The organism is Shinella sp. GW835-FHT14H05, from assembly GCF_058793575.1.
This window is the reverse complement of the sequence record NZ_JBXAFY010000017.1, coordinates 63,069-84,180: the sequence shown is the minus strand read 5'-3', so window position 1 is coordinate 84,180 and position 21,112 is coordinate 63,069. Positions and strand designations below refer to the sequence as shown.

At 58.0% G+C, this 21,112-nt stretch carries 16 protein-coding genes and 1 pseudogene; 10 read left to right on the top strand and 7 right to left on the bottom strand.

Annotated features, from left to right (window positions below):
- Position 1 precedes the first annotated feature (1 nt).
- Both AC1Q6Z_RS30305 and AC1Q6Z_RS30300 read left to right on the top strand, forming a co-directional pair.
- Positions 2-409 (top strand): ester cyclase, encoded by a 408-nt coding sequence (locus tag AC1Q6Z_RS30305; protein ID WP_192321253.1) that lies wholly within the window; start codon positions 2-4, stop codon positions 407-409.
- A gap of 240 nt (positions 410-649) precedes the next feature.
- Positions 650-835: pseudogene (locus AC1Q6Z_RS30300) on the top strand (IS5/IS1182 family transposase); the annotation flags it as partial.
- A 136-nt stretch (positions 836-971) separates the two neighbouring features.
- On the opposite strand, the gene hemE reads toward AC1Q6Z_RS30300, so the two are convergent.
- The 4 genes from hemE to AC1Q6Z_RS30280 form a co-directional block, all read right to left on the bottom strand.
- Positions 972-2,033, bottom strand: a complete 1,062-nt coding sequence (gene hemE / locus AC1Q6Z_RS30295; RefSeq protein ID WP_271046333.1) for a uroporphyrinogen decarboxylase — start codon at positions 2,031-2,033, stop codon at positions 972-974.
- A gap of 27 nt (positions 2,034-2,060) precedes the next feature.
- Positions 2,061-3,497, bottom strand: coding sequence for a methyl-accepting chemotaxis protein (locus AC1Q6Z_RS30290; RefSeq protein ID WP_192321250.1), 1,437 nt, complete (start codon positions 3,495-3,497; stop codon positions 2,061-2,063).
- A 318-nt stretch (positions 3,498-3,815) separates the two neighbouring features.
- Positions 3,816-5,168 (bottom strand): aminotransferase family protein, encoded by a 1,353-nt coding sequence (locus AC1Q6Z_RS30285; RefSeq protein WP_192321248.1) that lies wholly within the window; start codon positions 5,166-5,168, stop codon positions 3,816-3,818.
- A gap of 180 nt (positions 5,169-5,348) precedes the next feature.
- A complete protein-coding gene (locus tag AC1Q6Z_RS30280; protein ID WP_192321246.1) occupies positions 5,349-6,389 on the bottom strand; it encodes a zinc-dependent alcohol dehydrogenase family protein in 1,041 nt (346 codons plus the stop codon).
- Between the two features lie 741 nt (positions 6,390-7,130).
- Here AC1Q6Z_RS30280 and AC1Q6Z_RS30275 point away from each other — a divergent pair.
- Positions 7,131-7,676: a helix-turn-helix domain-containing protein gene (locus AC1Q6Z_RS30275; protein ID WP_192321244.1), complete on the top strand. Its 546-nt coding sequence runs from the start codon at positions 7,131-7,133 to the stop codon at positions 7,674-7,676.
- A gap of 106 nt (positions 7,677-7,782) precedes the next feature.
- Here the strand turns inward: AC1Q6Z_RS30275 and AC1Q6Z_RS30270 are convergent, their stop codons facing one another.
- On the bottom strand, positions 7,783-8,565 hold the full coding sequence (locus AC1Q6Z_RS30270; protein ID WP_192321242.1) for an N-formylglutamate amidohydrolase: 783 nt from the start codon (positions 8,563-8,565) through the stop codon (positions 7,783-7,785).
- Entirely contained in the window at positions 8,562-9,944 is a 1,383-nt protein-coding gene (locus AC1Q6Z_RS30265) for an aldehyde dehydrogenase family protein (RefSeq protein WP_192321240.1), read from the bottom strand. The genes AC1Q6Z_RS30270 and AC1Q6Z_RS30265 overlap by 4 nt, the downstream gene beginning before the upstream one ends.
- A gap of 155 nt (positions 9,945-10,099) precedes the next feature.
- On the opposite strand from AC1Q6Z_RS30265, the gene AC1Q6Z_RS30260 reads away from it, so the two are divergent.
- From AC1Q6Z_RS30260 to pyc, 4 genes are all read left to right on the top strand, one after another.
- Entirely contained in the window at positions 10,100-10,852 is a 753-nt protein-coding gene (locus AC1Q6Z_RS30260) for an SDR family NAD(P)-dependent oxidoreductase (protein ID WP_192321238.1), read from the top strand.
- Between the two features lie 103 nt (positions 10,853-10,955).
- The gene (locus tag AC1Q6Z_RS30255; protein WP_192321236.1) at positions 10,956-12,461 is read left to right on the top strand and encodes an aldehyde dehydrogenase; all 1,506 of its coding nucleotides are present in this window, start codon (positions 10,956-10,958) and stop codon (positions 12,459-12,461) included.
- Between the two features lie 38 nt (positions 12,462-12,499).
- Positions 12,500-13,339, top strand: a complete 840-nt coding sequence (locus AC1Q6Z_RS30250; protein ID WP_192321234.1) for a type 1 glutamine amidotransferase — start codon at positions 12,500-12,502, stop codon at positions 13,337-13,339.
- A 388-nt stretch (positions 13,340-13,727) separates the two neighbouring features.
- On the top strand, positions 13,728-17,186 hold the full coding sequence (gene pyc / locus AC1Q6Z_RS30245; protein WP_192321232.1) for a pyruvate carboxylase: 3,459 nt from the start codon (positions 13,728-13,730) through the stop codon (positions 17,184-17,186).
- A gap of 418 nt (positions 17,187-17,604) precedes the next feature.
- Here pyc and AC1Q6Z_RS30240 read toward each other — a convergent pair whose 3' ends face one another.
- A complete protein-coding gene (locus AC1Q6Z_RS30240; RefSeq protein WP_192321230.1) occupies positions 17,605-18,069 on the bottom strand; it encodes an Lrp/AsnC family transcriptional regulator in 465 nt (154 codons plus the stop codon).
- Between the two features lie 122 nt (positions 18,070-18,191).
- Between AC1Q6Z_RS30240 and alr the strand changes: the two genes are divergently transcribed.
- Genes alr through AC1Q6Z_RS30225 form a run of 3 tightly spaced genes read left to right on the top strand, consistent with a single transcriptional unit; the run spans position 18,192 to position 21,023 of the window.
- Positions 18,192-19,325 carry an alanine racemase gene (alr, locus tag AC1Q6Z_RS30235; protein ID WP_192321228.1) on the top strand — a complete coding sequence of 378 codons (1,134 nt, stop codon included), beginning with the start codon at positions 18,192-18,194 and terminating at the stop codon, positions 19,323-19,325.
- Positions 19,326-19,352: 27 nt separating this feature from the next.
- The gene (locus AC1Q6Z_RS30230) at positions 19,353-20,603 is read left to right on the top strand and encodes a D-amino acid dehydrogenase (RefSeq protein ID WP_192321226.1); all 1,251 of its coding nucleotides are present in this window, start codon (positions 19,353-19,355) and stop codon (positions 20,601-20,603) included.
- Positions 20,604-20,642: 39 nt separating this feature from the next.
- Entirely contained in the window at positions 20,643-21,023 is a 381-nt protein-coding gene (locus tag AC1Q6Z_RS30225; RefSeq protein WP_192321225.1) for a RidA family protein, read from the top strand.
- Positions 21,024-21,112 lie beyond the last annotated feature (89 nt).

Below are 21,112 nucleotides of genomic sequence, written 5' to 3'. Positions count from 1 at the left end.
CATGTCACTTGATGAAAACAAGAAGCTGGTCCAGCAATTCTACGATGCGATCAACCGCGAAAAATTCGAAGAGCTTGATGCTCTTTGCCACAAGGACTTCGTCTTCTACAGTCAGGTCGATACACCGAAGCCTGGCGTGGCCGGCTTCGTTAATTCCGAGAAATCGGCATTCGATGCCTTCAAGTCGTTCCGCTTTCCGCTGGAACTCATGGTCGCCGAAGGCGACAGGGTTGCCGCCTACCTGATCTTCGAAGCCAAGGACCAGACTTTGCCGACAATGGGCGCTGAACCCCATGGCAAGAGCTGCAGGATCTCCGTGTTCTGCCTGCTAACCATCAAAGAAGGAAAGATCTTCGAAAAGCGCGCTCATTTCGATGTAGCCGATATTCGTAGGCAGCTTGCTGCTTGAACCTGCTGGAGCATTCCGAGTATGGAATGCTCCTTCCTCGTCAATCTTTGTGGATGAAAAGGTTGTATCCCTTCGGCGAAGCTTGCAATTACCCACATCTGAGTGTCGCTTGCCGATAATTGATCGGAATGCCGGCCGGCTTCACGTCGGAATCCGCATCGAGATTGAGTCAGACCCCAATTTTGACCCCCCACCTGTTTTGTCTGACCATCCGTCTTTTGCTGGCGGATGGGGGGGAGTTACGATAGCAACGCCATCCGGGCCAAGGCGGCCGAACGAGGGGCTTGGGCCAACATCCCGCCGAAAGCCAACCGCAAGGGAAGCGTCTCATTCTCAGACTGGGTCTACAGGCAACGCAATCTCGTGGAACGGTTCTTCAACAGGATCAAACACTTCCGAGGCATCGCCACCCGTCACGACAAAAACCAACACTCAATCCCATCGAGATGGCGTTTTCCAAGCTCAAGACACTCCTGCGAAAACAGAAGGCAAGAACCTATAATGACCTCTGGAAAGCCGTCGGAAAAGTCTGCGATCTCTTCACACAAGAGGAATGCTGGAACTATTTCAAACACGTAGGATGCGCTGCAGGGTAAGGGCCCGACGCTCTAATTATATGAATCAACTCGGTAACATGATCCGGCGACGTCTCCGGATGAATTCCGTGGCCAAGGTTGAAGATGAAGGGCCCATTTCCCAGTCCTTCGAGCAGATGTTGCGCGGCATCCCTAAGCGCGGAACCGCCTACCAAAAGGCGCAGGGGGTCTAAATTGCCCTGAACAGGGCCTTGCTTCTGCAACTCAGCGATGAAGGATAGCGGCTGGGTCCAATCTACCCCGAGACAATCCGCACCAGTGCGATCCCGGACATCTCGAAGCTTCACGCCTGCACCTCTTATGAACACTATGATCCTCGCTTGTGGCCTTTGTGACTTCACCAAGTAAATCATCCGTGCGATCGGCGCGATGGAAAACTGATCGAAATCCTCTTCACCGAGAACATCGGCCCACGATTCAAAAATCTGCAGTACGTCGGCACCTGCGTCAAACTGCCGAATCAGATAATCGGCAGAGACATCCGCGAGCAGGGACAAAAGCCGATTGAACGACTTGCGGTGTGCGTGCGCAAACTTTCGCGCGGGCAAATGATCGGCAGTCCCCTGACCCGCCACCATGTAAGTTGCGACGGTCCAAGGTGCACCACAGAAGCCAATCAAAGTCTTATCGTCGCCAAGATCTCTTCGGGCTAACCGGATTGCCTCGAATACTGGCATCAAGTGTTCGCTTATGCCTCCCACATTAAGCGCGGCTATCCGATCGCAATCGACAGGTGTCAGTGTGGGTCCACGGCTCTCAGAAAATTTCACCCCGCAACCCAAAGAGTCAGGAATCACTAGAATGTCCGAGAACAAGATTGCAGCATCGAGATTATATCTGCGCACAGGCTGAAGCGTGACCTCAGCAGCCAGTCTGGGCGTATAACAGAGGTCAAGAAATGACCCCACTGAGGCTCGTATTTCCCGATATTCAGGAAGATGCCGGCCTGCTTGGCGCATAAGCCACACAGGAGGCGGCCATTTCCGATTACCGTCGACAACACTTAAGACTTTCTTTTCCGAATCCATTTCCGGGTACTTCCTGATAAGCGAACGCTATGCCACGCGAGCGCGACCACGGTACGCCTGAGCAAGCCTGAACTTTGCGATGAGTTCGGAGAGTGCGTCTGCGCGCTCCCGAAGACCAAAGGCAGCAGCTGAAGTCTGCTCCACCATCGCCGCATTCTGCTGCGTAAAATGATCGATCTGAAGCACCGCGGAATTGACTTCGCTCAGGCCGTTTGATTGCTCGCGTCCGGACGTGACAATTTCGTTGATCAGCTGGTTGATCGCAGTAACTTCTGCAACGATCTGGCTGAGCACCTCGCTGGTGCTGTTCATCAATTGAACTCCATGGTCAACACGAGTAGAGCTCACATTGATGAGAGCTCGGATTTCTTTGGCGGCAGACGCGGAACGCTGTGCCAAGGCGCGCACTTCCGACGCAACCACAGCGAAACCCTTTCCGGCATCTCCCGCCCGGGCAGCCTCGACACCTGCGTTCAATGCCAGCAGATTCGTTTGAAACGCAATTTCATCAATGACGGTGACGATTTGGGTGATCTGCTGTGAGCTTTGAGCGATGTCGTCAATCGCACTCTCGGCTTGCTGCACGATACTCTCGGAGCGTTCGGCGTCCGCGTTCGCCTGAGCAGCGACATCCTTGACCTTCAGCGCGTTGTCCAGCGAGCGCCGGGCTCCCGCAGTTATGGCGTCCAGCGCGGCGGAAGCTTCTTTCAACGACGCCGCCTCGCTTTCCGTCCTTCGCGCCAGATCTTGCACAGCAGCAGCGATATCATCGGTTCCCGACAGAATATCATTCGATGTCGCGCTGATATGCGTCATGGCTTGCAGCAGGGTTGCCACCGCCGCGTTGAAGTCACGTTTCGCATCCTCGGTCTTGGTAGGAACGTCATCAGCAATCTGGTAGGCTAGGTTCCTCTCTGCCAATTCCTTCAATGCAGTGCGGAGTATTTGCATCGAGATGCGATCATTCTCTGTATCCTCAGCACGTTTCTGATCAAACACGGCTCGCTCCGCATCAGCTTGCTGCACAAGCTCGGCAAAGAAATGGTACATTGCGACCGAGACATCCACGAACACTGATCGCATAAGGCTGTGAATGAATTCGTTTCGTTTCGCTCGGGGCTTCCAGCGACATTCATCCACCAGCGCTATCATCAACTCGGCCGCGTATGTGGAGTAGGTTGGCGACAGAAATTGCGGATAGTCGATTTCACGGGCGACAGCCGAGGCTATCTCGGCCTGGGCCTGGAAATACTCCGGCGAAAAAGTGCCGGAGACTATGTTCCTGAAGACGAGTTGTTCCTTTCTGAGCACCTCGTCGTCGAGACCTTGAAAATTCGGCATGGTAACAGCGTATGTGGCCGTCAACACGTCTCTGAGGCGCGGCTCAAGCAGTGAAAGAACGATAGTCCCGGTTTTTTGCTGTTCCGCGGTCCATGGTGTGATCTGATCCTCGATCTTTTTCAACGTCTGCCCCCCGGTCAAACACCGCTCAAACTGCGGCCACTTTTGTCGTGGAAAAATAATCTCTATGCCTTCTTAATATAACGTGTATCAAATTTAGAAACGTTTCGCACCATACGAAACATGGCGCATAACCAAAAATCTTACAGACGACCTGGTGACGCATGCAGGCTGGCAAATGCCGAGCACTCAGCCCGAACGGAAGTCGATTGCGAAGGCCAATTTCTGCTGCCGATTGCAGCCGGGGAAGGTAAGCGCGACATCCCCTCCCCGCTGCCGTGAGAACAGCAAACTTCACCAAACGGTCGTTCCACTCGGCTGCTAGCCCCGAGCTTCCGACACGCGCTTTTGCTCGCCATCCAGCACCTTCTCCATCTCGATCAGAGCTTTCTCGAGCCGAACGAGAATTTCCTTCACTTCGTCCGCCGCGATCGTCAAAGGCGGAGTAAGGAGGATAGAGTTATTGAGAGGTGCCACGCCGGCCGGATAGACGATGAGGCCCAATGTGCGGCATAACTCCGTGAACCTCGCGGATACCATAAAATCCGTGCTCGGAGGCTCGAGAGTGTCGCGATCCAGTACGAACTCGAAACCCCACAGAAGGCCCCGTCCTCTGACATCGATCATATGCCTGAATCTCTGCGACAAAGTTCGAAGGCCTGCGCTGAGTTCGTCCCCCCTTTGTCGAACATTGTCGAGAACGTCATTCGATTGCATGTAGTCGAGAACCGCAAGGCAGGTCGCCGCGCTCAAAGGGTTTCCGGAGAAGGTGTGCCCAAAAGGTGCATGACCGCTCCCCTGGCGAATGGATTCCACGAGCCCCTCCCTCATCAGCACGGCGGCCATCGGAGTGTAGCCAGCGCTCAATCCCTTGCCGACGAGGAGTATGTCGGGAACCACGTCGAGCCATTGAGATGCGAACCAGTCTCCCGTCCGTCCCATCCCGGAGATCACTTCATCGAGAATGAGGAGAACATCGTACTTGTCGCAGATTTCGCGGACACGCCTGAAATAGCCCTCTGGTGGCATAAGAGCACCGCCAGCAGCCCCCACGATCGGCTCTGCTATGACGGCCGCGACAGTGTCAGGATCAGCCTCCAAAATGGCGTTTTCCCAGGCATCGGCGCATTGGCGATGATATTGCTCGATGCTAAGTCCCTTCGGCCGGCGCAATGTGTAAACTGGCGGCACAACTGGGAAGGGATGAAGGAGAGGTCCGTAATCCTTTCGGCGAACATCATGGCCGGACATCGACAAGGCCCCCATCGTCATACCGTGATAGCTGCGCTGGCGGCCGAGAATCTTGGTTTTCGAAGGCCTCCCCCGCTCCTTCCATATATGCAGTGCGACACGTATGGCATGCTCCGACGACTCCGATCCACTGTTGAGGAAGAATGCATAGTTCAGGTCTCCCGGTGCAAGCTCGGTGAGGCGCGTGGCAAGCTCCTCAGCGGGCAAGCTGGTAAACTGTGTGCGGTAGGTGAACGCGACCTTTCGGAGCTGGGCGTCGATAGCGGATGCGATTTCCGGAACGCCATGCCCTATGTTGGCTGTCATTGCACCGGATGCGGCATCCAGATAGCTGCGTCCTTCGGTGTCGAACAGCCAGACACCCTTCCCGTGGTCCACGACAGGATATACAGCACCAAGGCTCTGCTTTATCAACGCCGACATCAAGTTTCTCCTCATCCATTTTACGCGCCCGACCCGGCCAGAGCCGTCGAGATTGTTCCTTGAGCGAGATCGGCCTGCTCACCGATCGCGATCCAATTGCATAGCCACTCATATCCTTCGTGAGATCGAGGCGAGGCGCCCGTTGCCGAGGTAAGTGGATGATTCCCGACCAGCGTGGCGCTAGAACCTGTCGATGATCACCGCGCCAACGTCCTGGGAGCTATCGAGGCGCGGAAGAGCATTCGCAGCCTCTTCCAGGCTGATCGTTCGACCGATCAGTTTGTCCGGGTGCAGCTTGCCGGTCGTGATCATTGCCAGCATGTCGGCGTACCTGAACGGCTGCAGACCGTAGCTACCAATGATCTCAAGCTCACGCAAAACCACACGTCCCATTGGGATTGGAGGTAGCGCCTGATCACCTGCAAGCAGCCCTATCTGAACGTGCTTGCCGCGCTTGGTCAGGCATGCGATCGAGTTTCGGCAGGTCGTCATGCTTCCGAGCGCATCAACCGAGACATTCGCACCGCCTCCCGTCACATCTACAATTGCGCCGGGAACGTCAGGGGTTGTCCGGCCATTTATGACGACTTCCGCTCCGAGTGCGGTGGCAAGCTGCAGCTTTTCATCGGTGATATCGACTGCGATGACACGGGCGCCAAGGGCGTTTGCAATCATGATCGCCGAAAGGCCGACTCCACCACATCCGTGAATGGCGACCCACTGCCCGGGCGCCACGCGAGCCTGATGGGCAATCGCCCGAAAAGCCGTCGCAAAGCGGCAGCCGAGACCCGCCGCAGTCGCAAAGTCGATCGATTCCGGCAAAGCAACCAGATTGGCGTCAGCGTGATCGATGGCAACACATTCAGCAAACGAACCCCAATGCCTGAAGCCTGGCTGGAATTGATCGTCACAGAGTTGATGATTGCCCGAGGAGCATTGCGCGCAGGTGCCGCAGACTCCCATGAACGGCATCGTGACGCGATCCCCCGCCTTCCAATTCCGCACCCCTCGCCCGACTTCCCTGATCACGCCTGCGAATTCGTGGCCCGGCACGTGTGGCAGGTTGATATCGTCGTCATGTCCAACCCACCCATGCCAATCGCTCCGACACAGGCCAGTCGCCTTGACATCGATGACAACGCCCAGCTCGGCTGGGATAGGATCCGGAACCGTTTTGACAACGATTTCACCTTTGAACTTCTCATATACCGCAGCACGCATCTCTCACTCCCAGCAGTTCCAACTCAGGTTCATTCATCGCACCAGCCCGCTTTCCGAACGGCTGCGGTCCGCAACAAGTATGGCGCCTCACCGACGCTATGTTTTGGTCGCCACCATTACGAGCCATTTGAGCTTCCGTAACACGGCGTTTCTTATAAGGAAACATGTGTTACAAACAATCACATGACGAAATCAACGAGATGGGGGCCCTAGACACTAGCTTTCGAAGCAAAGGTTCGGCCTAACGCCGATAAGCGGAAAGGTTGGCGACCACGACCGGTTGGCCACTCCTCCACAGTTCCAGGCGCAAGGAATACGGCTCGTATCCGCTACACTCCTGGCGCGTGGTGTGTCTCTGGTTGTTTCAGGTGGCGCGGAGAGCTTATCTATCAAAAAAAGCACACAAAATTGCGAGAGCTTAGCGAGTTGTTGCGCGACTGTTTCCAATGATGTAAACATGTTTCGGAGGAAGCAAAAGGATAACGCCATCAGCAACACGGAGGCCGCAAAACAAAATCGGCTCCGAGAGATGTTGAAAGGATATCGAGGAAACGGAGGACGAGTGCTTTGGGATGGGGCTCTTGTCCAGAACCCGCAAGGATTACAATGACTCTCCTTCAATCGAGAAACAGATCGCTGTCTTCAGCCCAATCCGCACCTGGCTTGGCAAAACTTGCACCGCCTCCGGTTCCCGCAGGTACCGCGCAGTCGAAAATCGTGGCGACTTGGGGAGGCGACAAAATGAATGTCGAGAACGCCATCAGAACTCAGCGTAGCCAAAAGGGCATAAGTCTGAGGACGCTGGCCAATCATTTGGGAATCTCAGCGTCACAACTCTCAAAAATTGAGACTGGGAAATCCAAGCTTTCGGTCGATCTGGCGCTAAAAATCGCCGAGTTGCTTGAGGTTCCGGCTGCGAACTTCCTGTCGAGAGGCCGACCCGTAGCAAGCGGGCGGCGGACGATCACCCGCGGCACGGCAAGTGAGGGCCAGACGACTCCTGGAATGCGTTTCACTCCGCTTTGCTCCGAATTCAAGGACCACAACAGTCTCTATTGGGTTGTGACGCTGTCCGCAACCAGCCTGGAGGAGAATGGAGGCTGGAGGCAACATCCGGGGCAGGAGTTCTTCTATGTGCTCTCCGGCCAGGCACAACTTTTGAGCCAGATTTATGAGCCTGCGACGCTTGATGCAGGGGACAGTATATTGTTCGACTCGGATCAGCCGCACGCCTATCTGGCCATTGGCGGACCTGCCAACGTCCTCATGATAAACAGCCTTCCCTGAGATTCTTGTCAGCACAGACGCTGTTCGCCGTGACGATCGCCAAAACATGAAGCCCGGTCGGGGCCGGCCTTCGCTGGCCCCGATCGGTAAAGTTCGGATGCATGCGTCACCGACCGAGGGATGTTGCGGCTTTTTCAATCCCGACGGCAATCACTTCCGCCATTTCCGAGACGGCGGATGAGTCATGGATCAGATCGTTTCGGACCTCGATGTAGGCGTTCGGAACGGCGATTGACAGACCATGCCGATCCAATGTGAACCAGTCGCTATCGGCAAAACTGTAGGGTTGGTTTTCCTCTACCGTAAACCGACGCTGAACGTCCATCGCCTGAATCAGAGGCAATGCAAGGCGGCTGTCACACTTCCACATGACACCGATTTGACATGATCTGTAGACCGCCTCCCACACCGGCGAGAAGGAATGGATAGAGACGATCAATTTGCCGATGGGCCGTTCGCCTTCCAATAGATCTTCCAGGACACGCTCGACCGGAGATCTTGCGATCCTCTCCCGCCGGCACCTTTCCTCATCCGAAATATGCACGTTAGCCGGCACCGGAATGCCCCCCATATCGGGGCGAATGCAGCTAGGATCAGTGGCCTTGCGATTGTAATCGAGAAACAGCCTCGAATAGTTGGCAAGTACCGCTGTGGCTCCGAGGCGGTCCGCTACGGCGACCGTTAACTCCCTTGAGCCGATATCATGTGCGTAGTGAGTCTCGAAAAAGGCATCGTGCAAACCGAGGCCCCTCCAAGCAGCCGGGACTTGACTGCCCCCATGTTCACATAGCACCACGATGTCCGGGCGCCTCGCACCTTCAAGTACCGAAACCGCATCACTTGCGTAGGATGCGATCTCGGCTTCGCTCAACGTGACGGGCTGGCTCATTGCGGATTCCGGATATGAAACGACTTAACGTCCGTAACGCCGTAAAGACCTTCCTTGCCGTTTCCGCGGCCGAGTCCGGACATCTTCTGTCCACCCCACGGAAGATAGAGGTCAGCATGATCGCAACGATTGACGAAGACCGTACCGGCGTCCAGTTGATCCACAATCTGGAGGCCGGCATCGACGTCACGGGTCCACACGCTGGCCGTGAGCCCATATTGGTTGTCGTTCATCAGACGCACGGCTTCGTCATCGCTCTTTACGGTCTGCACGCAGGCAACGGGGCCGAAAGTCTCCTCCTGCATCACTGTCATCGTCCCGTCGACGTCGGTTAGAAGCGTCGGGGCAATGTAGCAATAAGCGTCTTTGACACCTGAGAGATTGAGTGGTTCCTCGGAATAGGCGGTTGCTCCCTTCATCACCGCGTCGGAAATTTGGCTGCGGATCAGTTCCGCTGCCGACTTCTTCACGACTGGCCCGACGGTTGCGTTGGGGTCGAGCGGGTTGCCAACCTTGTACTTCTTCATTTCCTGCTTGAAGCGAGCGAGGAACTGGTCGCGGATCGCCTCGTGAACATAGATGCGCTCGACGGAGCAACAGGACTGACCGGCATTTGAGAAGCAACCATCCGCGATATCCGTGACCGCCTGTTCGATATCCGCGTCGGCGCGCACATATGCTGGGTCTTTTCCGCCGAGCTCCAGATGGACGTGGGTGAGTGTCCCTGCGGCCGAGCGGTGGATGGAAAGTCCACCTGCGACAGAGCCGATGAAGTTGACCCCCTTCATCCTGCCGGAGCGGATGATGCGATCGACCTGATCATGGCTCAGTTCCAGAACCTGAAACACACCTTCAGGTCCGCCGATTGTCTCATAGGCTTCCCGGATGATCCGACCGACGTCGACGGTCTGCGCCGCATGCTTCAGGATTACGGGATTACCGCCGAGAAGAGGGGTCACGATCAGCCACGGAAGCAGTCCCACAGGATAATTCCACGGCGCGATGGAAAGATGGACACCCTGGGGACTGCGGCGCGTGAACCGTTTGATCGAGGCATCGGAAGGATAAGGGTCGTCGCCGATCGCGTTGAGCGCCTCGATCTGGGTCACAGTGACGGCCTTGAAGCGCTGGGTTTCGTCGGCTTGCGCCACCGGACGGCCAATCGACAAGGTCAACGCGCGAGAAAGCTCATCCTTCCGACGGATGAGTTCATCGGCGAGAGCGATGACCAGCCTAGCACGCTCGTCCTTGGAGGAATTCCGCCAAGTTTCAAATGCCGACTCCGCTTTTGCAAGCGCCGTGTCAACGGCCAAGTCGCTGGCGGTGTCGACTGAAAGAATCTTCGATCCATCAATCGGGGAAACAACCTCGATGGGCATTGTGCTCTCTCCTATCACAAATGTGTTGATATGGTCAGTTATGTTTCGTATAAAGCAACACGTTTCCAACAGCAACACGATTCTGCAACGAAATTGTTGTTTCGCAACGGGGCTCTTGGTGGCGACTTCTCAAACGCGAAAAAGAGGGAGTTTACATGATCAAGTTTGATTTCAGCGGCCGCGTCGCCATCGTGACCGGCGCTGGCGGGGGGATGGGGCTGTCGCTCGCCGAGGGGCTGCTTGCGGCCGGTGCGTCGGTCCTGGCGATCGACGTCAAGGAACAGCCGGAAGCACTCAAAGATGGCGCCAAATGCGTCTACGCCAAAGGCGATCTAACCGACGCAAAGTTCGTCAATGATGCCGTCGATGCGGCATACAAGAAGTTTGGCCGCATCGACTATCTCGCCAACATCGCCGGCGTGCTCTGGTTTGGCAAGGACGTCTCCCTTCTCAATATAGACCTCGATATCTGGGACAAGGTGATGGATATCAACCTGAAGTCCATGGTGCATACCATCAAGGCCGCTGTGCCCTACATGCGAAAGTCGGGCGGTGGCTCCATGGTCCACTTTGCAACGGTGCAGTGCCTCCGTGGCGATACTGCGCCGCAAGATGCCTACGTGGCATCGAAAGCTGGTGTCGTCGCGATCTCCAATTCCATCGCGATGCAGCTCTCCGCTGAGGGCATTCGATCCAATGTCATTCATCCGGGAATCACACACACGCCGATGCAGGCTCGCTGGGATTCCCCTGAGAAGCTGAAGAACGCATCCGACTATGTGCCGATGAAGAAGGTCGGCCAGCCGGAGGACATGGCCAACGCGGCGATGTTCCTGCTTTCCGACGCTGCCGGATATATCACCGGCACCAGCCTCATCGTCGATGGCGGCCTCATGCTCAAGTACTGAGCATGATCTGTGGTCCGAGGCGACCCGATTTGGTCGCCTCGGCGGTCGAATGTCGTTTTTAGCGTGGGCGATTGCCGACGGCCTACAAGAGGGAAATGCTTCCATGGATCAAAAAAGTGCATCTGCAGGCGCCGAAATCTGGCGTTCTCGCGCAGCGGACTTGAAGATAGAAGGTCGTGCGCTCATCGATGGCGAGATGACCAGAGCGACGGACGGAGCCAGTTTCGATTGTCTTTCTCCGATTGACGGGCGGTTGCTTGCCCAAGTTTCATCGGGTGGCGCTGCTGATATTGACCGGGCCGTCCGGGCTGCACGCGCGGCCTTCGAGGATCGCCGGTGGGCGGGGCAAGCGCCGGCTGCGCGCAAGCGTATCCTCCAGCGTTTTGCCGCGCTGCTGCGGGAAAACCTCGAGGAGCTTGCCCTTCTTGAATCACTCGACATGGGCAAGCCGATCTCAGCGGCTCTATCTGTCGACGTAAACGCGACGGCCCGTTGCTACGATTGGTATGCAGAGGCAATCGACAAGGTTTACGATCAGATCGCTCCCACCGCGGATCAGGATCTCGCCCTCATTACCCGCGAACCACTCGGTGTTGTCGGCGCAATCGTTCCATGGAATTTCCCGATGCTGACCGCCGCGTGGAAGACCGCGCCGGCGCTGGCCACCGGCAATTCGGTCGTCCTGAAGCCGGCGGAACAGTCGCCATTGACGGCAATCCGAATGGGGCAGATCGCACTGGAAGCAGGCATTCCGCCTGGGGTATTCAACGTGGTGCCCGGATTCGGGCATACAGCGGGTAAAGCTCTCGCCAGCCACATGGACGTCGACGGTATTTTCTTCACGGGTTCGACCTCGACCGGCCGGCTGCTCATGGAATATGCTGGCAAGTCCAACCTGAAGAAGGTTGGTCTGGAACTTGGCGGGAAAAGCCCGAACATCATCCTGTCGTCCTATGCAGATATCGAGAAGGCGGCCATCACAGCGGCTGAAAGCATGTTCGCCAATCAGGGTGAAGTCTGCATCGCTCCTTCGCGACTGATTGTGGAGCGACCGATTCACGACAAGGTCGTGGAGATAATCGCCGAGTTTGCAAAGAACAGGCAACCGTCTGACCCGCTCGATCCAGCAACGAATATGGGCGCGCTGGTGGATCTGCGCCACGCAGATCGCGTCATGAGCTACATCGAAACCGCGAAGGCCGAGGGGGCCAGAGTGGCTGCTGGCGGAACCCGCGCCCTGGTGGAGAGCGGCGGGGCATATGTAGCTCCTACGATCTTCGACAATGTCACAAACAACATGAAGGTCGCTCGGGAAGAGATATTCGGTCCGGTTCTCTCGGTCATCCCTGTCGATAGCGCCGACGAGGCCGTAGCGGTCGCGAACGACAGCCCTTACGGGCTTGCCGCCGCTGTCTGGACGGATCGCCTCTCAGACGCTCACAAGGTCGCCAGGGCGCTTCGAAGCGGGATCGTCTATGTCAACTGCTACGACGCTTGCGACATGACGACACCGTTCGGTGGATACAAGCAGTCCGGCAACGGCCGGGACAAGTCGCTGCATGCCCTCGACGAGTACACCGAGTTGAAGACGACCTGGGTGAGGCTCTGACCTGTGAATGCCCTTAACCCCATGTCGGACCAATGACGATGAGAATACTTATTGCAGAAGGAAACGTGCATGCCTCCAGACAGAGATCCAGGGAGATCGGAGGCTCTACACCCGGCGAAGGCTATGGAGATGTCATCACGGCGCTTTGTCCGTCGATTGAGATCGACATCTACAATCTGCCGGATGCCGGCGAGAAACCGCCGAAACCGATCGATGTATATGATGGCATCGTGTTAACCGGTTCGTCGCTGACGATCTATGAGGATCGTCCGGAGGTCCGCCGCCAGATAGAGTTTGCGCAAGAGGTGTTCGCATGTGGCGTCCCCTTCTTCGGATCATGCTGGGGACTTCAGGTTGCGACTGTTGCCGCTGGCGGTGAGGTTCTTCGAAATCAGCGTGGCCGGGAGGTGGGCTTCGCCAGAGCTATTCGCCTGACCTCCGAGGGGATTAGCCATCCGCTGCACGATGGAAGACCCGTCACCTTCGATGCGCCGGCAGTGCATGCGGATCATGTGACGCGCCCGGCCGATGGCACTATCGTTACGGCGTCAAATAGCGTCAGTGATGTTCAGGCGGCTGAGATATCCTACAAGAACGGCACTTTCTGGGGAGTGCAATACCACCCTGAATTTTCGCTGAAGGATATCGCAGACGTTCTCGTCCGATACGCTCCGGTGATCGTTGATGAGGAAAAGTTCTTCGAGGATCCGCAGCAACTCGCCGCCTATGCAGGCAACTTGCGACTGCTTCATGACGATCGGGAACGGCGTTCGATTTCTTGGCAATACGCAATCGGCAAGGACCTGCTTGATGACCGCGTGCGGTTAACGGAGATCGCCAACTGGTTAAGGGTCAAAGTTGGGGCCGCCGTTCATTAAGTCAATCGCACACTCTCGGTTTCGAACATAGGCTACTACGCGGTGTTACGATGCGAGATGTCCACGAGTACACACAAGTTCTGTCACGGAAGAATCTGATGAACAATAACTTCTTGCAGGCGGTGATGTGCCGCGCGGCACCAACTTTCCTGTTTCTCAACGGATTAAGTTCCCCGCCCCCTGGGCCAACTTGCCTGTCGTCTGAACGGCGACAGGCGCTTTCTTCCGCGGGCAGTCGCAGACCGGTGGGATGCGGGCGCATTTTTGCCCGCTGGCTACGAAGCTTTGCGACGTAGGCTAGATAATAGCTGAGAATGCCAGTGGCAACCGCTGTAAGTCCCTACGGTCTCCGAGACCACATGTTCATCAAGTCATTGAGGAGTCCGACTTGCCCATATCCAAGATCCTAGTCGCCAATCGATCCGAAATTGCCATTCGCGTGTTCCGCGCGGCCAATGAACTTGGCTTGAAGACGGTTGCGATATGGGCGGAGGAGGACAAACTGTCCCTCCATCGATTCAAGGCAGACGAGAGTTATCAGGTTGGACGTGGCCCTCACCTGGCCCGTGAACTCGGACCGATCGAAAGCTACCTGTCGATCGATGAGGTGATCCGTGTGGCCAAGCTTTCGGGCGCGGACGCCATTCATCCGGGCTATGGCCTCCTTTCCGAAAGTCCCGAGTTTGTCGATGCCTGCAACGATGCAGGCATTACTTTTATCGGACCGCGCGGGGAGACCATGCGGCAGCTCGGAAACAAGGTGGCGGCGCGCAATCTTGCGATCTCTGTCGGCGTCCCTGTGGTTCCGGCGACCGATCCGCTGCCCGATGATATGGCGGAAGTCGCCCGCATGGCCGAGGAGATCGGCTATCCGGTGATGCTCAAGGCATCCTGGGGCGGTGGCGGCCGAGGCATGCGTGCGATCCGTGACCCGAAGGACCTGGCTCGCGAAGTCACCGAGGCGAAGCGCGAAGCGATGGCAGCGTTCGGCAAGGACGAAGTCTATCTTGAAAAGCTGGTCGAGAAGGCCCGTCACGTCGAGAGCCAGATTCTCGGCGACATGCACGGCAACGTGGTCCATCTGTTCGAGCGCGACTGCTCAATCCAGCGCCGCAACCAGAAGGTCGTCGAACGCGCTCCCGCTCCCTATCTTAGCGAGGCACAGCGGCAGGAGCTTGCCTCCTACTCGCTGAAGATCGCCCAGGCCACGAACTATGTGGGCGCCGGCACCGTCGAATACCTGATGGATGCCGACAGCGGTAAGTTCTACTTCATCGAGGTCAACCCGCGCATCCAGGTCGAGCACACGGTCACCGAAGTCGTGACCGGCATCGACATCGTCAAGGCGCAGATCCACATCCTCGACGGACACGCGATCGGAACGGCGGAATCCGGCGTTCCGGCCCAGTCGGACATCCGGCTGAACGGCCATGCGCTGCAGTGCCGCATCACCACCGAGGACCCCGAGCACAACTTCATCCCGGACTACGGCCGCATCACCGCCTATCGTGGTGCGACAGGCTTCGGCATCCGCCTCGACGGCGGCACGGCCTATTCGGGCGCAGTCATCACCCGTTACTACGATCCGCTGCTCGAAAAGGTCACGGCCTGGGCGCCGACGCCGCAGGAGGCGATCCAGCGCATGGACCGTGCGCTGCGCGAATTCCGTATCCGCGGCGTGGCGACCAACCTCACCTTCCTCGAGGCGATCATCGGTCACGCGAAATTCCGCGACAACAGCTACACCACCCGGTTCATCGACTCGACGCCTGAGCTTTTCGCCCAGGTGAAGCGCCAGGACCGTGCAACGAAGCTCCTGACCTATCTTGCCGACGTGACCGTCAACGGGCATCCGGAAGCCAAGGGTCGCCCGCGTCCGCCCGAGGACGCGGCCGAGCCCGTCGTACCCTACATCGACGCGCCGATCCCGGACGGTACCAAGCAGCTGCTCGACACGCTCGGCCCGGTCAAATTCGCCGAATGGATGCGCAATGAGACCCGCGTGCTCGTTACCGACACGACGATGCGCGATGGCCATCAGTCGCTGCTGGCGACCCGCATGCGCACCTATGACATCGCGCGTGCCGCAGGTGCCTACGCGCGGGCCCTGCCGAACCTCCTTTCGCTCGAATGCTGGGGCGGTGCGACCTTCGACGTATCCATGCGCTTCCTGACGGAGGACCCGTGGGAGCGTCTCGCGCTCGTGCGCGAGGGTGCGCCGAACCTGCTGCTGCAAATGCTGCTGCGCGGGGCGAACGGCGTCGGTTACAAGAACTATTCCGACAACGTCGTGAAGTATTTCGTGCGCCAGGCCGCAGCCGGCGGCATCGATCTTTTCCGCGTGTTCGACTGCCTGAACTGGGTCGAGAACATGCGCGTCTCGATGGATGCCGTGGCGGAGGAGAACAAGCTCTGCGAGGCAGCCATCTGCTATACGGGTGACATCCTCAATTCCGCCCGGCCGAAATACGATCTCAAGTACTACACCGCGCTGGCGGCCGAACTGGAAAAGGCCGGTGCGCATATCATCGCGGTCAAGGACATGGCCGGCCTCCTGAAGCCCGCTGCGGCGCGGATCCTGTTCAAGGCGCTCCGCGAAGCGACCAGCCTGCCGATCCATTTCCACACGCACGACACCTCGGGCATTTCGGCCGCGACTGTTCTTGCCGCCGTCGAGGCGGGCGTCGATGCGGTCGATGCGGCGATGGACAGCCTGTCGGGCAATACCTCGCAGCCGTGTCTTGGCTCGATCGTCGAGGCGCTGCGCGGTTCGGAACGCGATCCGGGTCTCGACCCCTACTGGATCCGTCGCCTGTCGTTCTACTGGGAGGCCGTGCGCAACCAGTATGCCGCCTTCGAAAGTGACCTCAAGGGGCCGGCTTCCGAAGTCTACCTGCACGAAATGCCGGGCGGCCAGTTCACCAATCTCAAGGAGCAGGCCCGTTCGCTCGGCCTCGAGACCCGCTGGCACGAAGTGGCCCAGGCCTATGCCGATGCGAACCAGATGTTCGGCGACATCGTCAAGGTGACACCGTCCTCCAAGGTGGTCGGCGACATGGCGCTGATGATGGTCAGCCAGGATCTCACGGTTGAAGACGTCGTCGATCCGGCGAAGGACGTGTCCTTCCCGGAGTCAGTCGTCTCTATGCTGCGCGGCGATCTCGGCCAGCCGCCGATCGGATGGCCGGAGGGTCTGCAGAAGAAGGCGTTGAAGGGCGAACAGCCCTACACCGTGCGTCCGGGCTCGCTGCTCGAAGACACCGACCTCGAAGCCGAGCGCAAGGCGATCGAGGAGAAGCTCGACCGCAAGATCAGCGACATCGAGCTCGCTTCCTTCCTGATGTATCCGAAGGTCTTCACCGACTATGCGCTGGCCGCCGACACCTACGGTCCGGTCTCCGTGCTGCCGACGCCCTACTACTTCTACGGTCTGCCGGCCGGCGAGGAACTGTTCGTCGATCTCGAAAAGGGCAAGACGCTTGTCGTCGTCAACCAGGCCATGGGTGCCACCGACGACAAGGGCATGGTGACGGTGTTCTTCGAACTCAACGGCCAGCCGCGCCGCATCAAGGTCCCGGATCGCGCCCATGGTGCGGCCGGCAGCGCGGCACGCCGCAAGGCCGATCCGGCGAATGCCGGTCATGTCGGCGCGCCGATGCCGGGCGTCATCTCGACCGTGGCCGTGGCTGCGGGCCAGTCGGTCAAGGCCGGTGACGTGCTGCTGTCGATCGAGGCGATGAAGATGGAGACGGCGCTGCACGCCGACCGCGACGGTACGATCTCGGAAGTGCTGGTCAAGGCCGGCGACCAGATCGACGCGAAGGACCTGCTTGTTTCTTGGAGTTGAGGCGATCGGAGACAGACGGCATACCCGTGCTTCTGCGACTCGTATCCCTTCAGCGCGGAATCACGCTCTACGGTGCGGCTATCCAAGACGTGTTTCCTCCAGACATTGTCGCGGTTCCGATCTCCGATCCTCACGCGAGTTTTGAGATCAGCGTTGCGTGGGACGCTCGCCGCCATGTACCGATGATTAGGCAGTTCGTGAGCGCTGTAGTCGAATTCTGCTCAAATGGCGGACGCCGTACTCCAACTGATACGTCGGGCAGATAGACCGGGTTGTGACCAGCTCTGTCAGCGAGCTCTGACATCACGCATTTTCTGCTTGTCATAGTCAGCAGCATCCAATGGTGACCTGCCCGCACTACGCTTTTGTCGTGCCAAAGGAGGCCCTTCGAGAAGTTGCCTGGGCGGGTCTCCAGAATTCAACGTCGGTTTCGATCTTGGTTTGCCAATACATTGCGGATTGAGAAACTGGAATGAATCCGCTGGACGCCGGGCAACTTCGATAGGATTTCTTTATGAATGCCTTCAAACTCGCCCGCATTCGCGACGTCCACCCGAAGAAAGTAGTCCGAGCCGCCAGTCATCAAATAACATTCGCGGACCTCTGGGTGCTTTCGGACGGCAGCTTCGAAGCGATCCAAATAGTCTTCGGTCTGCTTTTCTAGAGTGATGTTGATGATGACGGCGATTGTAGCCTCTGCGTTCGACGCATCGACTAGTGTCGTGTAGCCGCGGATGATCCCGGCATGTTCCAAGTTTTTTATTCGTCTCAAGCACGCGGAGGGGGAAAGCCCCACTTCGGCAGCGAGATCGACATTGCTCATGCGAGCGTTCAGTCGAAGGAACCGCAAAATGTTTCGGTCGATCGCGTCGATTGAGGACATTGCAGAATATTCCAAAAACTCGCTGATAATTGCGGAGTATGGACAAATAGGCAATAATAAACTGCACAGTGGCAGGAAATTTGTCAATCGTTTCAATAGACTTCTGGAAACGAGGGCAAGGCATGAACAGTGTGATTCCGCACTTCTGCATTCGCGAGATGACGAGTGCAGTTGGAGCATCCGGCTATCTTACCATCGATCTCGGCGGCCTCCGCCGTAACTACGAGAAGCTTTCCGCCTCGGTTTCCCCGGCGAAGGCGGCCGCAGTGATCAAGGCCGACGCCTACGGACTAGGCGCCACGAAAGTCGCAGCCACGCTTTTTGCCGCCGGCTGCCGGCATTTCTTCGTCGCTCACTTCTGCGAGGCGACCGAGATCAAGCCACACCTTTCCGAGGAAGCCCGCATCTTTGTCCTCAACGGTCTTCAGCCGGGCAACGAACCACCAGCTGCGGAGGCCGGCATCATTCCGGTGCTGAACTCGATGGAACAGCTGCACCGATGGACCGCGACCGCACGCGCGCTCAGTCATCGTCTGCCCGCCGTACTGCAATTCGACACCGGCATGTCGCGGCTGGGCTTTCCGCCGGAAGAACGCGCCCTTCTGGCCGAAGAACTGCGTAACAATCAGGACATCGAAATCCTGTTTATCATGAGCCATCTGGCCTCGGCCGACGACGCAGATAGCCAGCAGAACGGCGACCAGCTCTCGGAAATGCGCCAGATCGCTGAAGAGTTTCCTGCATTCAGCGTCTGCTTTGCCAATTCAGGCGGTGTCTTCCTCGGCAGCGAATATCACGGCACGCTCGTTCGCCCTGGTATCGTCCTTTATGGCGGCGCGCCGAACAACGGCGGAACCAATTCGATGGAACCAGTTGTCCGCCTCGACGTGGCGGTGATCCAGACCCGGACCGTTCCCGCCGAGGCTCGGGTCGGCTATGGCGCAACACATGTTACCAAGACCGAGGCACGGCTTGCGACGCTTGCTGCCGGCTATGCCGACGGGCTGCCGCGCAGCCTCAGCGATCGCGGCGCCGTCTACTACAATGGCGTGCGCCTGCCGATCGTCGGCCGCGTATCGATGGACAGCATAACGATCGATATTTCCGCCCTGCCCGCCGGCACGCTTTCACTGGGCAGCCTGGTCGAAGTCATCGGCCCGAGCCAGACGCTGGAGATGCTGGCGGCAGACGCCGGAACGATCTCCTACGAAATGCTGACCAGTCTCGGCCATCGCTACCGTCGCCAATACCGCTAACAATTCTCTTCCGTCATTGAGGCATTCATGAAAGTCATCGTACTTGGCGCCGGCGTAGTCGGCGTGACGTCCGCCTATCAGCTCGCGAAGGCCGGACATGAGGTCATCGTCGTTGACCGCCAGCTCGGCCCGGCACTCGAAACAAGCTTCGCCAATGCCGGCGAAGTATCGTTCGGCTATTGCTCCCCCTGGGCCGCACCCGGTATTCCGCTGAAAGCCATGAAGTGGCTGTTCATGGAACACGCGCCGCTGATCCTGCGTCCGAAACTCGACATGGCCATGCTGTCGTGGATGTTCAAGATGCTGGCGAACTGCACCACGGAGCGCTACGCGATCAACAAGAGCCGCATGCTCCGCCTCGCCGACTACAGCCGGACGGCTCTTGCCGCCGTGCGCGAGGAAACGGGCCTTGCCTATGACGAGCGCATGCAGGGAACGCTGCAGCTTTTCCGCACGCAGGACCAGCTCGACGCTTCCGCCAAGGACGTGAAGGCGCTTGCCGCAGACGGCATCCCATATGAAGTTCTGGATCCGGATGGCTGCATTCGGGTTGAACCGGCTCTCCGGCACGTCCGCGAAAAGATCGTCGGGGGTCTGCTGACGCCAAAGGACGAAACAGGAGACTGCTTCAAGTTCACCAATGCGCTGGCCGAAAAGGCCGCGGCACTTGGCGTCTGGTTCCGGTATGGCACCACCGTCAAGGGCTTCGACATCGAAAGCGGCCGCGTACGTGGCATCGTGACGGACGGAGCGCCGGTGCACGGCGATGCCGTGGTCGTGGCGCTCGGGAGCTATTCGCCGTTGCTGCTCAAGCAGGTCGGCATCAAGCTACCGGTCTATCCGGTCAAGGGTTACTCCCTGACGATCCCGATCACGGATGCCACCCGCGCACCGGAATCGACCGTCATGGACGAAACCTATAAGATCGCCATCACCCGCCTCGGCGACCGCATCCGCGTCGGCGGTATGGCCGAAATCTCAGGCTATACCAACGACCTCGGTGCTACCCGCCGCCGCACGCTCGAGCATTCCGTAACCGATCTCTTCCCCGGTGGGGACGTGTCCCAGGCGCTCTTCTGGTCCGGTCTTCGTCCAATGACGCCGGATGGCACACCCGTTATCGGTCCGACAAAAGTCCAGGGACTGTTCCTCAACACTGGCCACGGCACGCTCGGCTGGACGATGAGCTGCGGCTCCGCCCGCGTCATCAGCGATCTGGTCAGCGGCCGCAAGGCTGAAATCGATGCAACCGACCTCGCGATCAGCCGCTACGCCTGATTCATCGTCATTCAAACCTTACAAACGCAGGAGACGCAAATGCTGACTGAAATCTCTACAACTGATGCTCCCGGTGCCGTTGGCCCATTCTCGCAGGCAATCAGGGTTGGAAATCTCCTGTTTGTCTCGGGTCAGCTTCCAATCGATCCTTCGACCGGTGAATTCAAATCCGATGACCCAGTTGTTCAGGCAGAGCAGTGCCTTCGCAATATCGAAGCGATTGCAAAGGCCGCCGGAACGGATCTGGCAGCGACAGTAAAGACGACAGTTCTCCTTACCGACATAGGACAATTCGCAGACGTGAATCGTGTCTATTCCACCTTCTTCAGGAAGCCGTATCCCGCTAGAGCATGCTATGAAGTCGCAGCCCTGCCGAAGGGTGCTAAGGTTGAGATCGAAGCAGTCCTTGCTCTGCCGTAAGGCACTAGCCAAGATTTGCCAAATCACGATCGGCAACGTTCCAATTCACGCTTGTGTCACCTGTATAATAAGTTGACGCAAGCGATGCG

Excerpts from the sequence above, each read along its gene's own strand:
- AC1Q6Z_RS30280 (WP_192321246.1), bottom strand. The coding sequence starts at position 6,389 with ATGCGTGCTGCGGTATATGAGAAGTTCAAAGGTGAAATCGTTGTCAAA.
- AC1Q6Z_RS30240 (WP_192321230.1), bottom strand. The coding sequence starts at position 18,069 with ATGTCCTCAATCGACGCGATCGACCGAAACATTTTGCGGTTCCTTCGA.
- AC1Q6Z_RS30305 (WP_192321253.1), top strand. The coding sequence starts at position 2 with ATGTCACTTGATGAAAACAAGAAGCTGGTCCAGCAATTCTACGATGCG.
- AC1Q6Z_RS30265 (WP_192321240.1), bottom strand. The coding sequence starts at position 9,944 with ATGCCCATCGAGGTTGTTTCCCCGATTGATGGATCGAAGATTCTTTCA.
- alr (WP_192321228.1), top strand. The coding sequence starts at position 18,192 with ATGAACAGTGTGATTCCGCACTTCTGCATTCGCGAGATGACGAGTGCA.
- hemE (WP_271046333.1), bottom strand. The coding sequence starts at position 2,033 with ATGGATTCGGAAAAGAAAGTCTTAAGTGTTGTCGACGGTAATCGGAAA.
- AC1Q6Z_RS30285 (WP_192321248.1), bottom strand. The coding sequence starts at position 5,168 with ATGTCGGCGTTGATAAAGCAGAGCCTTGGTGCTGTATATCCTGTCGTG.
- AC1Q6Z_RS30225 (WP_192321225.1), top strand. The coding sequence starts at position 20,643 with ATGCTGACTGAAATCTCTACAACTGATGCTCCCGGTGCCGTTGGCCCA.
- AC1Q6Z_RS30275 (WP_192321244.1), top strand. The coding sequence starts at position 7,131 with ATGAATGTCGAGAACGCCATCAGAACTCAGCGTAGCCAAAAGGGCATA.
- AC1Q6Z_RS30270 (WP_192321242.1), bottom strand. The coding sequence starts at position 8,565 with ATGAGCCAGCCCGTCACGTTGAGCGAAGCCGAGATCGCATCCTACGCA.
- AC1Q6Z_RS30230 (WP_192321226.1), top strand. The coding sequence starts at position 19,353 with ATGAAAGTCATCGTACTTGGCGCCGGCGTAGTCGGCGTGACGTCCGCC.
- AC1Q6Z_RS30250 (WP_192321234.1), top strand. The coding sequence starts at position 12,500 with ATGAGAATACTTATTGCAGAAGGAAACGTGCATGCCTCCAGACAGAGA.
- AC1Q6Z_RS30255 (WP_192321236.1), top strand. The coding sequence starts at position 10,956 with ATGGATCAAAAAAGTGCATCTGCAGGCGCCGAAATCTGGCGTTCTCGC.
- AC1Q6Z_RS30260 (WP_192321238.1), top strand. The coding sequence starts at position 10,100 with ATGATCAAGTTTGATTTCAGCGGCCGCGTCGCCATCGTGACCGGCGCT.